Consider the following 14,329-nt stretch of genomic DNA (forward strand, 5'->3'; position numbering starts at 1 on the left):
AAGAAACTATCAGGAAGCCGCCATGGCCTATTCCCTATGGGACAGTTGAAATGCCTGGATTTTCTCCTCTAATTTTTGTGCCAATTGATTCAATTCCTCTGCCAATGCGTTCACTTGTTCCATGGCCGCCGTCTGTTCCTCCGTAGAAGCCGAAACCTGCTGTGTGGCAGCTGCCGTTTCCTCGGAAACAGCCGATATATTTTCAATGACAGCCACAACCTTGTCCTTGCTGGCACCGATATGATCTACATTTTCCGCAATCCGGCGTATATTTTCTACGACCCCCTCCATGGTCTTGACAATCTCATGGAAAGTCTCCCTTGTATTGGCTACGGCCATGTTTTGTTGTTTTACCACATGCTCTGCCGCCTTCATAGTTTCCTGGGCCCTATGAATGTCCTGCCGAATGGTTTCAATAATTTGTTGAACTCCCTTGCTGGACTGGGCGGTAGATTCCGCCAGCTTCCTTACTTCCTCCGCCACAACGGCAAAACCTCTGCCCGCATCCCCTGCCCTAGCTGCTTCGATGGCCGCATTTAAAGCTAGCAAATTGGTCTGTTCAGATATATTGGCAATGGTCTCGACGATATTGCCTATGGTATTGGCCTTGTGGCTTAATTCAGCAACCACCTTCATGACCTCTTGAGAAACCTTAGTGCTGTCCATATTGCTCCGATCCAGTCCATTGATGGTTTCTAACCCCTTCTGATTGATCCGGACTATATTTTGGGATACAGTAATACTTTCCTGAACATTTTTTGCAATGACATCCAGCTCTTGGGACAAGGCTGCCACGGCAACCACTGCTTCTTCTGCATCCTTTGCCTGATTCCCTGCCCCTGTGGACACTTCTTCAACGGTTTTGGCCACCTCTTCAATAGAAATGGAAGTTTCCTCCGTCGTTGCAGCCAGGGCCTCAGAAGATGCCAGGACCCCATGGGAGGTCTGTTGGATGCTCTGGATCAAATCGCTGATTTTTTCGATCATCTGGTTGAAACTTTCACTGAGCCTGCCTAATTCATCCTTCCTTCGGATATGGGATCGCACCGTTAGGTCGCCTTCGGCAGCCCTGCCCATCACTTCCATAATCTTTGCAATGGGTAGGGTGATCTGTCTGGCAGCAAAAATACCGATCATAGAGACAAGGATGCCGATCACCACGGAACCCCATAGAATTTTTTCCATAATATTCTGCACCGGTTTTGTAATCTCATCCCGGTCCCCTGTCACTGCCAGTACCCAACCAGTTCCCGGAATAACACCGTATGCCACCACCTTCTGTTTTCCTTTATAGTCATAGGAGTCCACCTTGGTCTCTATCTTTTCCCCGTTGTTTAGCCGATAGATTACCTTTTTGATGGTATCATTTTCTACTGGCTTTGCAATCTTCTCCTTATCGGGATGGGAAAGCATGATTCCCTTTTTATCCACCAAATAGGCATAGCTGGATTTTGTATTGCCTATGCGGATATCCTTCAGATATTTGTAAAAGTCTCCTAAATTTACACCTACACCCAGTACGCCAACAGTCTTTCCATTCACCGTAATCGGATAGGAGAAAATCAACACCTGCTGGTCAGCCGATTTGAATATCACGCTCTGGCTCACGGCCCCATTCCCTTCCAGACTTTTTTTCATATAATCCCGGTCGGAATAGTCATTTCCCATAAGGGTTTCGTCACTGCTTGCAAAGACAACCCCTTTTCCATCGGCAGCAAAAATATATTCCAAACCTCCAAAATCAATCACCTTCAAGGCAAGCTCTTCGCGAATCCTTTCTACTATTTCCCCCTGATTGGCAGGTTCACTGCCGGAAGATTTGGCTAAAGCCAACTGCACAATCTCCTTCTCTTTGGAAAGAATCTTTGTCTCCAACTGTACCTTTTCAATCACAGCCTCAATAGTCTGAATCGTTCTTGTGTTGATGGACAACATTTCCTGTTCGCTCTGCGCCAGAATCGTTTTGGAAGCCTCCCGATAGACAAATATGCCGGAAGCTGCCATGGATATCATGACAAAGCATGCAATGAGAATTGGTAGTTTTTTTCGTATGGACATTGTAAACCCCCTTCATATGTTTTCCCTGGATCAATGCCTCATCTCTTTGCCAGTGATCCAGGCATTGACGGAAAAATCATCATGATGTTGACACCATTCATTTTGTCACTTATGAAGATTCGACACCTTTCCGCTTTTCCCTCTTTTTAATTTTTTTTAACATTTTATTTCTATTTGTCATGTAAAAAAGGAGTCAAAAAAGACTCCTTTTTTACATGACAAACCCTTGAGATTTGGCTTCCTACTCAGTCCTGCGCCCCTTTTTCCCTTTGCACTCTACTGATTTACATTTTCCCCCGCAGGTTCTACCGACTCCACTACAGTATCCTGAGGCGGTTCGTTCACCGGCACGACGGTCACCACATCATTCTGGGTATTTTCTCCCACAGCAGGATTATTCCCTTCCGTACTTGTCTCTTGTTCATCCTCAATTTCGATGATGCCTGTCTCTCCATCATAATTTACTTTCAACCCCAAATTCTCTGCAATAAACCTTAGGGGTACCACAGTCCTGTTGTTGATCAATCCTGCCGGTACATCAATGGTTTTCTCTTCCCCATTGACAAATACCTTTCCATCGGCAAGCTGAAAAACGATCTCCACGTCACCCTTTGTGATGATAACCTTTTGCTCTTCTCCATTCCAGGTTACCTGGGCTCCAAAGCCCTCTGCAATGGCTCGTACAGGAATCAGGGTTCTTCCCTGTTTGATTACCGGCGGCACGTCGAATTTCAAATGACCTTTTTTCGAGAAGATGTTTTCTACGGGAATGACCTGTACATCGGATCCTTCCTTTTTCATCTCCTCTGCTGCTTTTTTCAATGCTTCCCATTCAGCTTCCGTATACTTATTTTTCACCACTTCCTTCATCTGTGCAATAATCTCTCTCATTTTCCCTTTCATGGCTTCCATATCGGCTTTTGCTGCGGAAATTTTTTCAAGAAGCTCCTTTGCCAATTCCAAATTTCCACTGGCCTTTGCTGCCTCATAGGCGGCTTCCACTTGCTCCTTCTGTCCTTCCATCTGAGCCTTTAATGCTTCCACGGCATCCTTTTTGGCCTCCAAAGCATCCTTCACAGCCTTCCACTCCATATTTTTCAGCTTTTCTTTTAAGCCTGTTTCTCCTGAATCATCTTGTTCCATTTCAATTTTTAACTTATTCTTCATTGGCTCAGGCTTTACTCCTTTTGCCATGGCTCCAACGGGAGCAGCAAAGATGCATGCACCGATGACCATAAAAGAAACTGCTTTTTTCCAAACCATCATTTCCTTTTCCTCCTCTACTTTTGTTTTTGCTCAGGTTATGTCATAGAATACGAATTCTATTCCTATTTTAAGTACCTTCCTCCATCAATTCCCTTTAGATTTTTCACCCCTTCCATTTTCTTTTTCTCTTTGGGGCCTTTCTCCCATGGGATCTTTCTCTTCATCTTTCTCGTCTCCGCGGCCCCTTTCTTCTTTTTCAGGATGTTTTCCCCTGTCAGCTTCCCCCCGCTTCAATTCCCCTTGCGGCGTCTTTTCCTTTATGTTTTTTTCCATTTCACTTTTTTTTTCAAATTTTTCTTGCTGCCGTTCTTTCTTTTCCTGCTTCTCCTTTTCGTCCCCTTCACCTTTTTTCACCGGATTCTGCTGTTTTTCCACCAGCGCTTTATTATTTTTCGACTGTTCCTTGCCTTCATCCTTGTTTTCTCCACCAAGATTCCCTGGCTGAGATTTTTTTTGCTTTTCAGTTTTCTGCATCTCTACTTTCTCGGACTCCTTTTTTGGATCCTTTACCTTCTGGGAATGTTCCCTGTCTTCGCCAGCGGCAGGTTTATCCTCCCTTGCCTTGATGGCTTTTACTTCCCATGGGCCCATTCTTTTTTCCATCATCTGCTGGACCTTCATTGCTTTCATTTGCTCAATGGTGATCTTTTCTCCATTTGCTTCTGCTTTTTTATATACCTCATATTTCCCTAAGGAAAGATGTCTTTTCCTGGCCTCCTGAACATCTTCTTTCTTGCCTGCTACATAGACAATATGCAATTGCCCTAGTTCCATTTGCTGGGCCAATTTTCTTTCTATCTTTGCCACAATTCCCTTTTCATCCAGCCTTTCTTTTTCCTTCATCACCGTAGTGGAAATCAGGACGGCATTTCGTTCTTCCGTAAGATAGTGTTGCTCCTTTGCATTGTTCACAATCCTTAGCACAGCATCATCCACCGCCATGCCCACCAATTCCTTTGAAATGACTTTTTGTCCATCTACATTTACAGGGATTGCCTTCAATACCTTTTCGTCTCTGTTGATTTCCAGCTCCACACTGGGATTGATATCAATGCTGACGATGACTGCAGTACTGGCAAAGATCCTGGAAAAAATCCATGGGTGCATCCATGTCATAGAGAAAACCATGAAAAAGACCACGGCTGCAGCCAAACCCATCCTCCGGACAGAAATCTTGTTTTCCTTATAAAGATCGCCAGTGACAAAGATAATTTCCTTTCCAACGACGAGTCCGTCTTTTTTCACGATCTTCAAATATTCCATGGTATTGGTGAGTACAAGGGCAAAATCATTTTCAATCTTTATCACACATCCTCTGTACACCATGCACAACACCCCCCTCTACTTCATCAATATAATTTTTCAATAGATCCAGATTGCTGTCTAAAATCAATAGGGTAGCAATGATAAACTTTCTACTTCGTTTCAACATTTTCAGCGTTACATCCAACTCCTTCACAATTTTGCTGCCGGGAAGGGCTTTTTTTCTGTATAATTCATCCTTCAAGCCAGCATGGGATGCTATGTACTTTGCAATTCGGATACCGTTCAGCCGTGTATCTGCATGTTTGGGAGCTTCATGGACCAAGTCAGCGAAGGTAATGTCAAAGGCCTTCAGCCTGTCTTCCAGGGCCTTCATTTCGGCCTTTAGGGCAAAGGCCTCTGTAAAATCCTCTGTTTTCAATTGGGCTTCCACCTGCTGCTCCTGTTCCTCATCATACTGGCTGATAGGAATCGCAACCATGTATTTGCTTGTTTTCCGCAGATAATCCGTAACCCTGCTCTTAATCACCAGTTCTGCAAAAGCGATAAAACTTCCCCGGGAAGCTTCATACTTGTCTATGGCCTCATTGAAAGCCTCCAGGCCGATGCTGTATTCTTCGCTGTTTTCCGATTCAATATATCGGTTGGTGGTATTGGATACGGTCTTTATGATAAAGGGTATATATTCCTCAATAAACTTTTCCCGTTCTTTGGAATCTCCTCCTTTTATTTTTTCCAAACGATTGGTTAAGGAGTCTTTCTTGAGAAAATTGAATAGGCGCGCCAACCCCGTATACACCTCCTTACATCATAGATATACGACCTGATGAACTGTTTTCGGTACTGCCATCCAAAGTATAAAAGAGACCTCTCAGTCTCCTTTTTAATGTATCCATTGAAAATATAACAATTTTCCAAAATAGTAAATACAAGGGATAAAAATAGCCGGCAACATATTGCCTACTTTGATCCTCTTGATTTCCAACATATTGAAGCCAATTCCTGCCACCAGCAATCCTCCTATGGCCGCCATCTCCCGAACCACCTCCGGTATCAGCAATACCTTTACATAGGAAGCCGTCAAGGCAATAAATCCTTGGTAAAGAAATACGGCAATGGCAGAAAATAAAACCCCTGCACCCATTTTAGAAGCAAAGGCAACAGAAATAATTCCGTCAAGAATGGATTTGGCGAACAAGGTTTTGTGATCTCCCATCAATCCCCCTTCCAACGCTCCCATGATGGCCATAGCTCCTACGCAAAAAAGCAGACTGGCTGTTACAAAGCCCTTAGCAATTCCTCCTTCTTTTCCTCCCAGCTTTTTTTCCACCCATTTTCCAAGCCTTTCTAAATTCCCTTCAATGTCTATCAGCTCTCCCGTCATACTGCCCACGGCAAGACTCACAATCAGAAGCAAAACTGCCTTTGTTTGTAGTCCGTCACTAATCCCCAGGGCAATGATTGCCAAAGCCAACGCCTTAACAATGGTGTCAATATATCGATCGGAAATATGCCTTCCGAAAAATAAACCTACAGCACTTCCTACGACAATAGCCAATGCATTTGCAATAGTTCCCAGCAATGTGCTCTCCCCTTCCGTCATTTCTTCCAATACCTCAATATATATTCTTCTTTCCTCCGGAAACTCCTCTTTGAAATTATTTTCCAATTCCCAAGTTCCTGGCATAATAAAAAAGATATTGTTGGGCAAAGCCTGCATAGCTCTCAAACCGTTTTTGCGCAAAATGCTGAATATCCTTGGGGGCTGTCTCCTCCGGCAGGTAGAAGTACTCCATGACCCGTTTCACCCAAACATCCACAGGAAAAGCATCAAACTTCCCCATGGAAAACAGCAAAATGCAATCGGCAACCTTGGGACCTACACCACTGATTTTCATCAGTTCTTTCCGGGCAGTTTCCCTATCGTCATATTGCAGTTGATAAATGTCCGTCTGCTTTTCCCCTACCATGGCAGCGGCACCGGCAATATATTTTGCCCGATAGCCTGTCTTGCAGGCCTGTATTTCTTCTATGCTTTTCTTCCACAGGACTTCCGGCTCAGGAAAAGCATAATATTTTTTTTCCCTGTATTCTCCAAGGGGTTGGCCGTATTTTTCACACAATGCCTCTATAGATTTTTTAATCAAAGGAATGGCCCGATTGGACGATAAAATAAAAGAGATCAGCGTTTCCCATGGATCCTGCTTCAAAATCCGTATACCATGACCTTTCTCCACGGCCTTTGCCATGATTGGATCGTTTTTGCATAAGGTTTCCTTGATTTTTCCATAATCACGATCCAAGTCAAAATACTCCCTCCATATATGGTCAAATTCTTCCCTATGGGTATTATGAAAAATCACACAATCCCCCTTTTTTTCAATATGGAGTACCCGACCCTTGGCTACCCCGATATAGCTTCCGTCGGCTTCTCGATTCCAACGGAAGCATTGGCCGCATTCAAAAATATGGGTCAATTCAAAATCTACGGCTCCCTTCCATACAATTCGATTTTTTTCTTCCCTCATCTGCCCATCCATGGTTCTTCCTCCTTTATCCCTTTTATCATACCATCTTCTCTCTTTCATTGGAAAGTTCCATTTTTTCCCAGAAGGATATTTTTTATTTTTGCCGAATATATTGTATACCTCAATTTCATAGGAGAGATAGGTGCCCTTTGGGGAGAATAGGGAATGAAGTGTAAATCTTCAGCGGTCCCGCCACTGTGAAACGGAGCCGATCACAAAATGCCACTGGTTTTTCTGGGAAGGCGTGAAAGGCATTGATGTTGAGCCAGGAGACCTGCCTATCTGCTTCTTGCCCCCACATGGATGATGGTAAAGTTCATGGTTTGTTTGCTGTGCAAAGAAACCATGAACTTTTTTTATAGACAAAGGAGGAAGATATCATGGAAAAATTAAAACAAACCCTGGAGAAAATTGGAGAATTACAGCAGGAAGCCATGGAAAAAACCAGAAAGAGGGTAGACTGTTTGATCAAACCCCCGGGAAGCCTTGGCCGATTGGAAGATTTGGCTGTTCAGTTGGCAGGAATTACGGGAAATCCTTATCCTACCGTGGACAATAGGGTGATCATTGTCATGTCTGCCGACCACGGCGTCTACAAAGAAGGGATTGCTCCCAATCCACAAATCATTACGGCCATTCAAACGCCCAACTTTGCCAAGGGTGTTACAGGCGTTTGCGCCTTTGCCAAACAATCAGGCGCCGATGTCGTCGTCGTGGATATCGGTGTAGCCGTAGATGTGGATCACCCCGGCGTCATCAACCGAAAAATTCGGTATGGCACCGGCAACATGGCCCAAGGACCTGCTATGATGAGGGAAGAAGCCGTACAATCCTTAGAAATCGGCATCGAAATTGCCGAAGAGCAAATCCGCCGTGGAAAAAACCTGATCGGAACAGGGGAAATGGGCATCGGCAATACTACCCCCAGTGCCGCCATTGTAGCCGTGATGGGAAATTATGATCCTAGAGAGGTAGTAGGGATTGGTGCCGGCTTGCCGTTGGAAAAGCTGGACCATAAAGCCCAGGTTATCCGCAGGGCTATCGAAATCAATCAACCCAATCCAAAAGATGGCATTGACGTCCTTGCCAAGGTGGGAGGGTTTGAGATAGGGGGGATGGCAGGAACCATGCTGGCTGCCGCTGCCCACAGAGTTCCTGTGGTCATAGACGGTTTTATTTCCACAGCTGCTGCCTTGATTGCCTGCGCCATAGAACCAAAGGTAAAAAACTTCCTGATCCCATCCCACTGTTCCGCGGAAAAGGGAGGCAAAGCTGCTTTGGATCTATTAGGTCTGCAACCGATGTTTGATATGGGTTTGCGATTGGGAGAAGGCTCCGGCGCCGCCCTGGCCTTTCATTTTGTAGAAGCAGCCACCTACATGGTAAAGGAAATGATCACCCTGGAAGAATCAGGCATTACCTTATAAGGAAATCCTTCACAAATGGTATAAGTCCTTCAGTTTTCTCCGAAGGACTTTTATCATTTCCTTAAACCCTTCCCCGCTTTAAAGAAACATAGCGCCATATACCCTCTATGAATTCCTCGAATTTTATATCCTTCATGAAAAGTATATTATGCACGATAAAATGTCTGGATACCTGATCAATGATTTCCTCCCATTCATCCTCCCCAATATAAAATTTTTCGTCATATTTCCTTCGTATCTGCGCAATCACCACAGCTTTAAAATCTGTAAACATCATATATGCTCAATCCTTTATCATCTTTTCTGCATCAACGCACCCTTGAGTACTATTATAGACACATTTCGTTTCTTTTGCAAGCTGTATACACTTTTCGTTTCTCAAGTATGTTATTCCCCTGCTTTATGCTACCATATATCCAAGAGGTGATAGGGATGTCCTTTGCAGCACGACTCAAGAAACTCAGAGAAGAACACCGGATGACACAGGAAGATCTGGCAAATTACTTGAAAATTACGCGTCAAGCCGTGGGCAACTATGAACAGGGTTCCAGGTTTCCCAAGGATGAAAATATATTAAATGCCCTTGCGGATCTGTTCAATGTATCCTTAGATTATTTGCTGGGCAGGGAAGAAAAAATCCCTTCCCCTTCTTCCATTGATTATATTTTAGAAGCAGGGAATACTTATGAAGATGATAAATATACTGCTTTAAAACAATTATTGTCCAGCGTAGATGATTTACCTGTCGATATCATCCAAAAACTCAATGAAATTATCAACTTTTTTAGGACTTACAAATAAAATAATGTCCTGCCAAAACACCAAGTGGGAAAAGAGCAGAAAACTCTTTTCCCACTTGGTATCTATATACTTTCTAAAAATCGCTTCAGCATCACCGCTGCTTCTGCCCTAGTGGCATAATCCTTCGGAGCAAATTGATTGTTCAATCTTCCCCTCATCATCCCTAACTGTACCGCTGCCTTTACGTCGTTCAAGGCCCACCCGCTGATTTCTTCCTTATCTGCAAAGGACAAAGGAGACAACTGTTTAATCTTTTCCATATTTCCTTTTTTCTCATAGGCCCTAATGATCATAATGGCAATTTCTTCCCGGGTAATCTGGCGATTGGGAGCAAAATTTCCATCCCCCATCCCTTTCACAATCCCTGCCCGATAAGCCGCCTCCACATGCAGTGCCTTATTGGCATCCTTCGGAACATCCTTCAAAATACCTTCATATTCCCTTGTGGAGATGCCCAAGGCATTGACCACAAATTCGGCAAATTCTGCCCGGGTAATCTTTTCATCGGGCTTAAATTCTATGCCATATTTCGGGGTAACAACTTTTTGACTTCCAAGGGTCAATACATCCTCCTTTGCCCAATGATTTCTCATATCGGCAAAAACAGCCGTTTCAAAGGTCCATGTCTTCTCAATTTTTTTCTCCGTTTTGTCTTCAAAAACAACACTTCCCTTTACCGATGCCGTATATTTTTCTCCCGGTTCCAGAGGACTTACAGGAATAAGAAGAATGCTTTCCTGTAAATGTTCATCGGTTTGAGGCGTATTGAGAAAAACTTCCACCGTTTTTCCCTGACTGTTGCTTAAAATCGCCTTGTCCACCGTAAATTTTCCCATCGGTTTTCCGCTGAAGTAGGATAAGGTCACAGGATAACCCACTGGACCCTTCTTTTTGTGATTTCTTAAGGGGTCTGGCGTTTCCACCCCATCCCAGGCTATGGGAACACCTTTTTGATTGTCCAGGGGATAGACAACCAGTTGATCCTCCACAGTCTTTTTCCCTCCAAAAAGGAAGGCATAGTACCTTTCCTTTTTGCTGTAGCCCATATCGGTGAAAAAAGGATTCAGCCAGGTCAACCGGTGATAAGGGGCATCCACCAATCCGTTGATGGCTTCCTTATAATCCCTTTGGCCTGCACTGACATTTTCACTGATATAGCCGCCGATATATCCAAAACTTCCTGCCCGGTCACCAGGGCTTGCTCCTGTAAATCCTTTTTGTTTTGCCGACTCATAATGGCTTGCTTCCTGATGGGTTGCCATATAATTGGCATGGGCTGCTGCTGCGGCATTTAAAGCTGCATCCCCTTGAAAAGGATTTAATTGGAATAAATTGCGATACTGATTGGCATAATCCAATGCCTCCTTCTGCTCCGGAGAAGGAGGAGCCAGCAGGTCCACCCCTTGTTCGCTTACGGTAAACTGCCAGCTACGACTGAGAGGTTTTGCCCATCCTTTAATACCTACCGTCAGATCAACAGTATGGGGCCCAGGCTTCAAAGGTTCCAAAGGTATGTATTCTACCGCTTCAATCCCATGATTATATTTGGCTTCTACCTTATTCCCATCTAGCTTCATATCGATAGATTCCACGGTATTCCCGTTTAGAATTATCTGCCAAATAATGCTGGGTCTTGTAATCATAATGTTCCCCTGAGGTCTAGGTGTATAAAAAGAAATACCATTTCCATAGGCAATACCGGTTATGGAAAAAATAAATAACATGGCCATGATCATGGTCATAAAGACCCGTCTGTTTTTCATTCCTGTATCCCTCCTTTCTTCTATTTTAATATAAATTGCCCCCATATTTTTTGATTGTCGTCAAAATGTAATATTCGTCTTTAAAATGTAAAATGATTCTTTTTTTGCTGTGGTTTGCAGCCATGGCAGGAAGGTACAAAATCCCCGTAGGGAACAAAACAAGCAAAGGGAACCCCTCTTCAGGATTCCCTTTTGAGAATCTATCTTTAACTTTATACGATACCTTGTGCCATCATTGCTTCGGCAACTTTTAAGAATCCGGCAATGTTTGCTCCTGCAACGAGGTTATAGCCATATCCATATTCTTCCGCAGCCTTCATGGCATTGTTGTGAATGTTGATCATGATTTGGTGAAGTTTTGCATCTACTTCTTCTGCTGTCCAAGCCATTCTCATGCTGTTTTGTGACATTTCAAGGGCAGATGTAGCAACGCCGCCAGCATTAGCAGCCTTCGCAGGTCCAACCAATACACCGTTGGCCAGGAAGTACTCGATGGCTTCATTGGTACATGGCATGTTCGCACCTTCTACCACATACTTCACGCCGTTGGCAACGATTTGTTTTGCATGCTCTAATGTAATATCGTTTTGAACAGCACATGGCATTACGATATCTACTTTTACATTCCATGGTTTTTCACCTGGGAAGAATTGCACACCAAACTTATCTGCGTAATCTTTTACGCGTGCACCTTTATTTTCTTTTAACATTTCTACTAAGTAGTCAATCTTCTCTCCTGTTACGCCATCTGGATCGTAGATATATCCGTCTGGACCTGACAGTGTAACAACTTTTCCGCCTAATTGAGAAACTTTGATGCAAGCTCCCCATGCCACATTACCGAAACCGGATACGGCAACTGTCTTGCCTTCGAAAGTATCGCCCTCATGCTTTAACATTTCTTGTGCAAAGTAAGTTACTCCGAATCCTGTGGCTTCTGGTCTAATTAAGCTTCCGCCATATGTTAAACCTTTTCCAGTAAGCACTCCGTTTTCGAATGCGCCTCTGATTCTCTTATATTGACCATACATATAACCAATTTCTCTTGCGCCAACACCGATGTCTCCTGCCGGAACGTCAACATCCGGTCCAATGTGTCTATAAAGCTCTGTCATGAAGCTTTGGCAGAATCTCATGATTTCAGCATCTGATTTTCCTCTTGGGTCGAAGTCAGAGCCCCCTTTTCCTCCGCCGATGGGAAGACCAGTTAATGAGTTTTTGAAGATTTGCTCAAATCCTAAGAATTTGATGATTCCAAGATACACAGAAGGATGGAATCTCAAACCTCCTTTGTAAGGTCCGATAGCACTGTTGAATTGTACCCTGAAACCTCTGTTGACTTGTACCTTACCGTTGTCATCTACCCATGGTACTCTGAATACGATTTGTCTTTCTGGCTCAACAATTCTTTCGAGAATACCTGCTTCTTGATATTCTGGGTGTTTTTCAATTACCGGAGCTAAAGAGTGCAGTACTTCTTCAACCGCTTGCAGAAACTCAGGCTCATTTGCATTTCTTTGCTTAACGGTTTCAAGTACTTGTTGAACATAAGTATTCATGACATCACTTCTCCCTTTTTTTATTTAAATAATCACATGGCATGCAATGACAATTCAGATGACTACGCAGGTCCCTTCCTCACAAGCTTCATCTAAATTCTATTGCCAGCCACGCTATTGCCCCAAAATACGAGAACCCATTGCAGTTGACTGCATCTGATACAATTCTATTATCTGCTTTTGCATTTTTTATATGCTATTATTTCAATTATCTGAATTTGTTAATTTTTTAACCCAGAATCTGTAAAAAAAAATGGCAAACGCACAACGAAATTCCTATGAAAATGTTTTCCAAAGGTGAACAACTGCCTGTCCTTTGTTCCTAGGAAATTATATCACACTCATTTTTTTTTGTAAACACTCTATATCAAATAACGATCAAATAACGATCAAAGTTTTTATGGTTATATTCACCGCCAAAATATTCAGCGCAGTCATATATTCTACCTCTTTCTTTATCTGCGCTTGAATTTGCCTGGCCAATACCCGCAAAGGATTTCCATACACCATGACTGCGTCCATATTGATCACAATGCCATTCGCCCCCGTGATCACGTCAACCTTGGAAACCTTGGAAACACCCAAAATTTTAGAAGCAGCATGGGAAACCAGATCACTGATGACCTTATCGGAAATGGTATACTTCCCCATATAGCTAAAAGTAGGCCTTACCACAGATTTCTCAGAAACATCAATGGTATTGTCCTTCCTTCTTCTCAATATCTTTAGAGGATCGAGAAAATAGCCGGAAAAATCCTGCTTGATTTCAAAGGTAGGTACAGGTATGACATGTTTTCCCAATTCTTTTCTCTGTCTTCTGGCTGCCCTGCGCTCCTCCTCCGTAGCAATATCTTCTATATAGACAAATTCATGGATCGGCGCAATCTCCAATCTTTTGGCGATTTTCTCCACCATCTTTACAGAAGTCCCTAGGATCAAAATTCCCTTTCCTGGGCGGGCTTTGATGGCATCCCTTACAACAGCGCGGTGATCTTCCTCATGAAAAAGGGCCCTCTTCACGGCACCTACCGCCGTGGCCTCCCTTTTGGCAGACTTGCCGGCAATGACTTTATTCTGCTGGATCAATAAACCGTCATCAATAATATAATCCAAACCTTTTTCATGGGCTAAAGTAATGGCCCGATAACTTTTTCCTGTGCCGCTTTCTCCTACCAATGCAACGACCTTCATGCAATATCCTCCCCCTGCCTCCATGGACCACCAGCAATTACCCTCTTGCCAATCCTTCGCAATAATATTATTTTATCACATTTCTTTCAGTTGCAAAATATTGGGTGCTATATTTTGATAAATATACAATGATAATCATTATATATTACATTTTTTCTTGTTTTTTTTCCGTAACTTTATTGTTCTTATTTTTCCCTTTTGTTATAATACAATTGTCTTAAACAAATTCTGAGTAATTTTAAGGAGGAATTCATCATGGCTTATGTAATTACAGATGCGTGCATCAGCTGTGGAGCTTGCGAACCTGAGTGTCCAGTAAACGTAATCAGCGCTGGCGAAGACAAGTATGTAATTGATGCTGACGGATGCATTGATTGCGGAGCATGCGCAAATGTATGCCCTGTAGATGCCCCTGTACAACAATAATCGGAAATACATAAAAAATCCCCTGGCGGAAGGAAATCCCTAGGGGT

Annotated in this window: 13 protein-coding genes and 1 riboswitch; of the genes, 3 read left to right on the plus strand and 10 right to left on the minus strand. The window is 43.3% G+C overall.

Annotation, left to right across the window (positions count from 1 at the left end; all coding sequences use genetic code 11):
* Positions 1-27: 27 nt before the first annotated feature.
* From AN619_RS08070 to AN619_RS08095, 6 genes are all read right to left on the minus strand, one after another.
* Positions 28-2,058, minus strand: coding sequence for a methyl-accepting chemotaxis protein (locus tag AN619_RS08070; RefSeq protein ID WP_068556218.1), 2,031 nt, complete (start codon positions 2,056-2,058; stop codon positions 28-30).
* A gap of 276 nt (positions 2,059-2,334) precedes the next feature.
* Positions 2,335-3,324, minus strand: a complete 990-nt coding sequence (locus AN619_RS16135) for a copper amine oxidase N-terminal domain-containing protein (protein ID WP_068556219.1) — start codon at positions 3,322-3,324, stop codon at positions 2,335-2,337.
* 84 nt (positions 3,325-3,408) lie between these two features.
* Entirely contained in the window at positions 3,409-4,650 is a 1,242-nt protein-coding gene (locus AN619_RS08080; RefSeq protein WP_068556220.1) for an anti-sigma factor domain-containing protein, read from the minus strand.
* On the minus strand, positions 4,619-5,374 hold the full coding sequence (gene sigI, locus AN619_RS08085) for an RNA polymerase sigma-I factor (protein WP_068556221.1): 756 nt from the start codon (positions 5,372-5,374) through the stop codon (positions 4,619-4,621). Before sigI ends, AN619_RS08080 begins: the two co-directional genes overlap by 32 nt.
* A gap of 96 nt (positions 5,375-5,470) precedes the next feature.
* The gene (locus AN619_RS08090; protein ID WP_330382054.1) at positions 5,471-6,256 is read right to left on the minus strand and encodes a DUF554 domain-containing protein; all 786 of its coding nucleotides are present in this window, start codon (positions 6,254-6,256) and stop codon (positions 5,471-5,473) included.
* The gene (locus AN619_RS08095; protein WP_068556262.1) at positions 6,246-7,127 is read right to left on the minus strand and encodes a DNA-3-methyladenine glycosylase family protein; all 882 of its coding nucleotides are present in this window, start codon (positions 7,125-7,127) and stop codon (positions 6,246-6,248) included. The genes AN619_RS08090 and AN619_RS08095 overlap by 11 nt, the downstream gene beginning before the upstream one ends.
* A 111-nt stretch (positions 7,128-7,238) precedes the next feature.
* Positions 7,239-7,411, plus strand: a riboswitch (cobalamin riboswitch).
* An 84-nt stretch (positions 7,412-7,495) separates the two neighbouring features.
* Here AN619_RS08095 and cobT point away from each other — a divergent pair.
* Positions 7,496-8,542, plus strand: coding sequence for a nicotinate-nucleotide--dimethylbenzimidazole phosphoribosyltransferase (gene cobT, locus AN619_RS08100; RefSeq protein ID WP_068556222.1), 1,047 nt, complete (start codon positions 7,496-7,498; stop codon positions 8,540-8,542).
* A gap of 61 nt (positions 8,543-8,603) precedes the next feature.
* Here cobT and AN619_RS08105 read toward each other — a convergent pair whose 3' ends face one another.
* Positions 8,604-8,819 carry a hypothetical protein gene (locus AN619_RS08105; RefSeq protein WP_068556223.1) on the minus strand — a complete coding sequence of 72 codons (216 nt, stop codon included), beginning with the start codon at positions 8,817-8,819 and terminating at the stop codon, positions 8,604-8,606.
* 155 nt (positions 8,820-8,974) lie between these two features.
* Here AN619_RS08105 and AN619_RS08110 point away from each other — a divergent pair, with 155 nt between their 5' ends.
* Positions 8,975-9,343 (plus strand): helix-turn-helix domain-containing protein, encoded by a 369-nt coding sequence (locus AN619_RS08110; protein ID WP_068556224.1) that lies wholly within the window; start codon positions 8,975-8,977, stop codon positions 9,341-9,343.
* A gap of 62 nt (positions 9,344-9,405) precedes the next feature.
* Here the strand turns inward: AN619_RS08110 and AN619_RS08115 are convergent, their stop codons facing one another.
* The 3 genes from AN619_RS08115 to AN619_RS08125 form a co-directional block, all read right to left on the minus strand.
* The gene (locus AN619_RS08115; protein WP_068556225.1) at positions 9,406-11,106 is read right to left on the minus strand and encodes a CAP and S-layer homology domain-containing protein; all 1,701 of its coding nucleotides are present in this window, start codon (positions 11,104-11,106) and stop codon (positions 9,406-9,408) included.
* 212 nt (positions 11,107-11,318) lie between these two features.
* Positions 11,319-12,665 (minus strand): NADP-specific glutamate dehydrogenase, encoded by a 1,347-nt coding sequence (gene gdhA / locus AN619_RS08120; RefSeq protein WP_068556226.1) that lies wholly within the window; start codon positions 12,663-12,665, stop codon positions 11,319-11,321.
* 378 nt (positions 12,666-13,043) lie between these two features.
* Positions 13,044-13,856 (minus strand): Asp23/Gls24 family envelope stress response protein, encoded by an 813-nt coding sequence (locus tag AN619_RS08125; protein WP_068556227.1) that lies wholly within the window; start codon positions 13,854-13,856, stop codon positions 13,044-13,046.
* 255 nt (positions 13,857-14,111) lie between these two features.
* Between AN619_RS08125 and AN619_RS08130 the strand changes: the two genes are divergently transcribed.
* Complete coding sequence (locus tag AN619_RS08130; RefSeq protein ID WP_068556228.1) at positions 14,112-14,282, plus strand: DUF362 domain-containing protein; 171 nt, start codon at positions 14,112-14,114, stop codon at positions 14,280-14,282.
* Positions 14,283-14,329: the final 47 nt, after the last annotated feature.

Source organism: Thermotalea metallivorans (assembly GCF_001562415.1).
GTDB classification, from domain to species: Bacteria; Bacillota; Clostridia; order Peptostreptococcales; family Thermotaleaceae; genus Thermotalea; species Thermotalea metallivorans.

Excerpts from the sequence above, each read along its gene's own strand:
- AN619_RS08070 (WP_068556218.1), bottom strand. The coding sequence starts at position 2,058 with ATGTCCATACGAAAAAAACTACCAATTCTCATTGCATGCTTTGTCATG.
- AN619_RS16135 (WP_068556219.1), bottom strand. The coding sequence starts at position 3,324 with ATGATGGTTTGGAAAAAAGCAGTTTCTTTTATGGTCATCGGTGCATGC.
- AN619_RS08080 (WP_068556220.1), bottom strand. The coding sequence starts at position 4,650 with ATGGTGTACAGAGGATGTGTGATAAAGATTGAAAATGATTTTGCCCTT.
- AN619_RS08095 (WP_068556262.1), bottom strand. The coding sequence starts at position 7,127 with ATGGATGGGCAGATGAGGGAAGAAAAAAATCGAATTGTATGGAAGGGA.
- cobT (WP_068556222.1), top strand. The coding sequence starts at position 7,496 with ATGGAAAAATTAAAACAAACCCTGGAGAAAATTGGAGAATTACAGCAG.
- AN619_RS08105 (WP_068556223.1), bottom strand. The coding sequence starts at position 8,819 with ATGATGTTTACAGATTTTAAAGCTGTGGTGATTGCGCAGATACGAAGG.
- AN619_RS08110 (WP_068556224.1), top strand. The coding sequence starts at position 8,975 with ATGTCCTTTGCAGCACGACTCAAGAAACTCAGAGAAGAACACCGGATG.
- AN619_RS08115 (WP_068556225.1), bottom strand. The coding sequence starts at position 11,106 with ATGAAAAACAGACGGGTCTTTATGACCATGATCATGGCCATGTTATTT.
- gdhA (WP_068556226.1), bottom strand. The coding sequence starts at position 12,665 with ATGAATACTTATGTTCAACAAGTACTTGAAACCGTTAAGCAAAGAAAT.
- AN619_RS08125 (WP_068556227.1), bottom strand. The coding sequence starts at position 13,856 with ATGAAGGTCGTTGCATTGGTAGGAGAAAGCGGCACAGGAAAAAGTTAT.
- AN619_RS08130 (WP_068556228.1), top strand. The coding sequence starts at position 14,112 with ATGGCTTATGTAATTACAGATGCGTGCATCAGCTGTGGAGCTTGCGAA.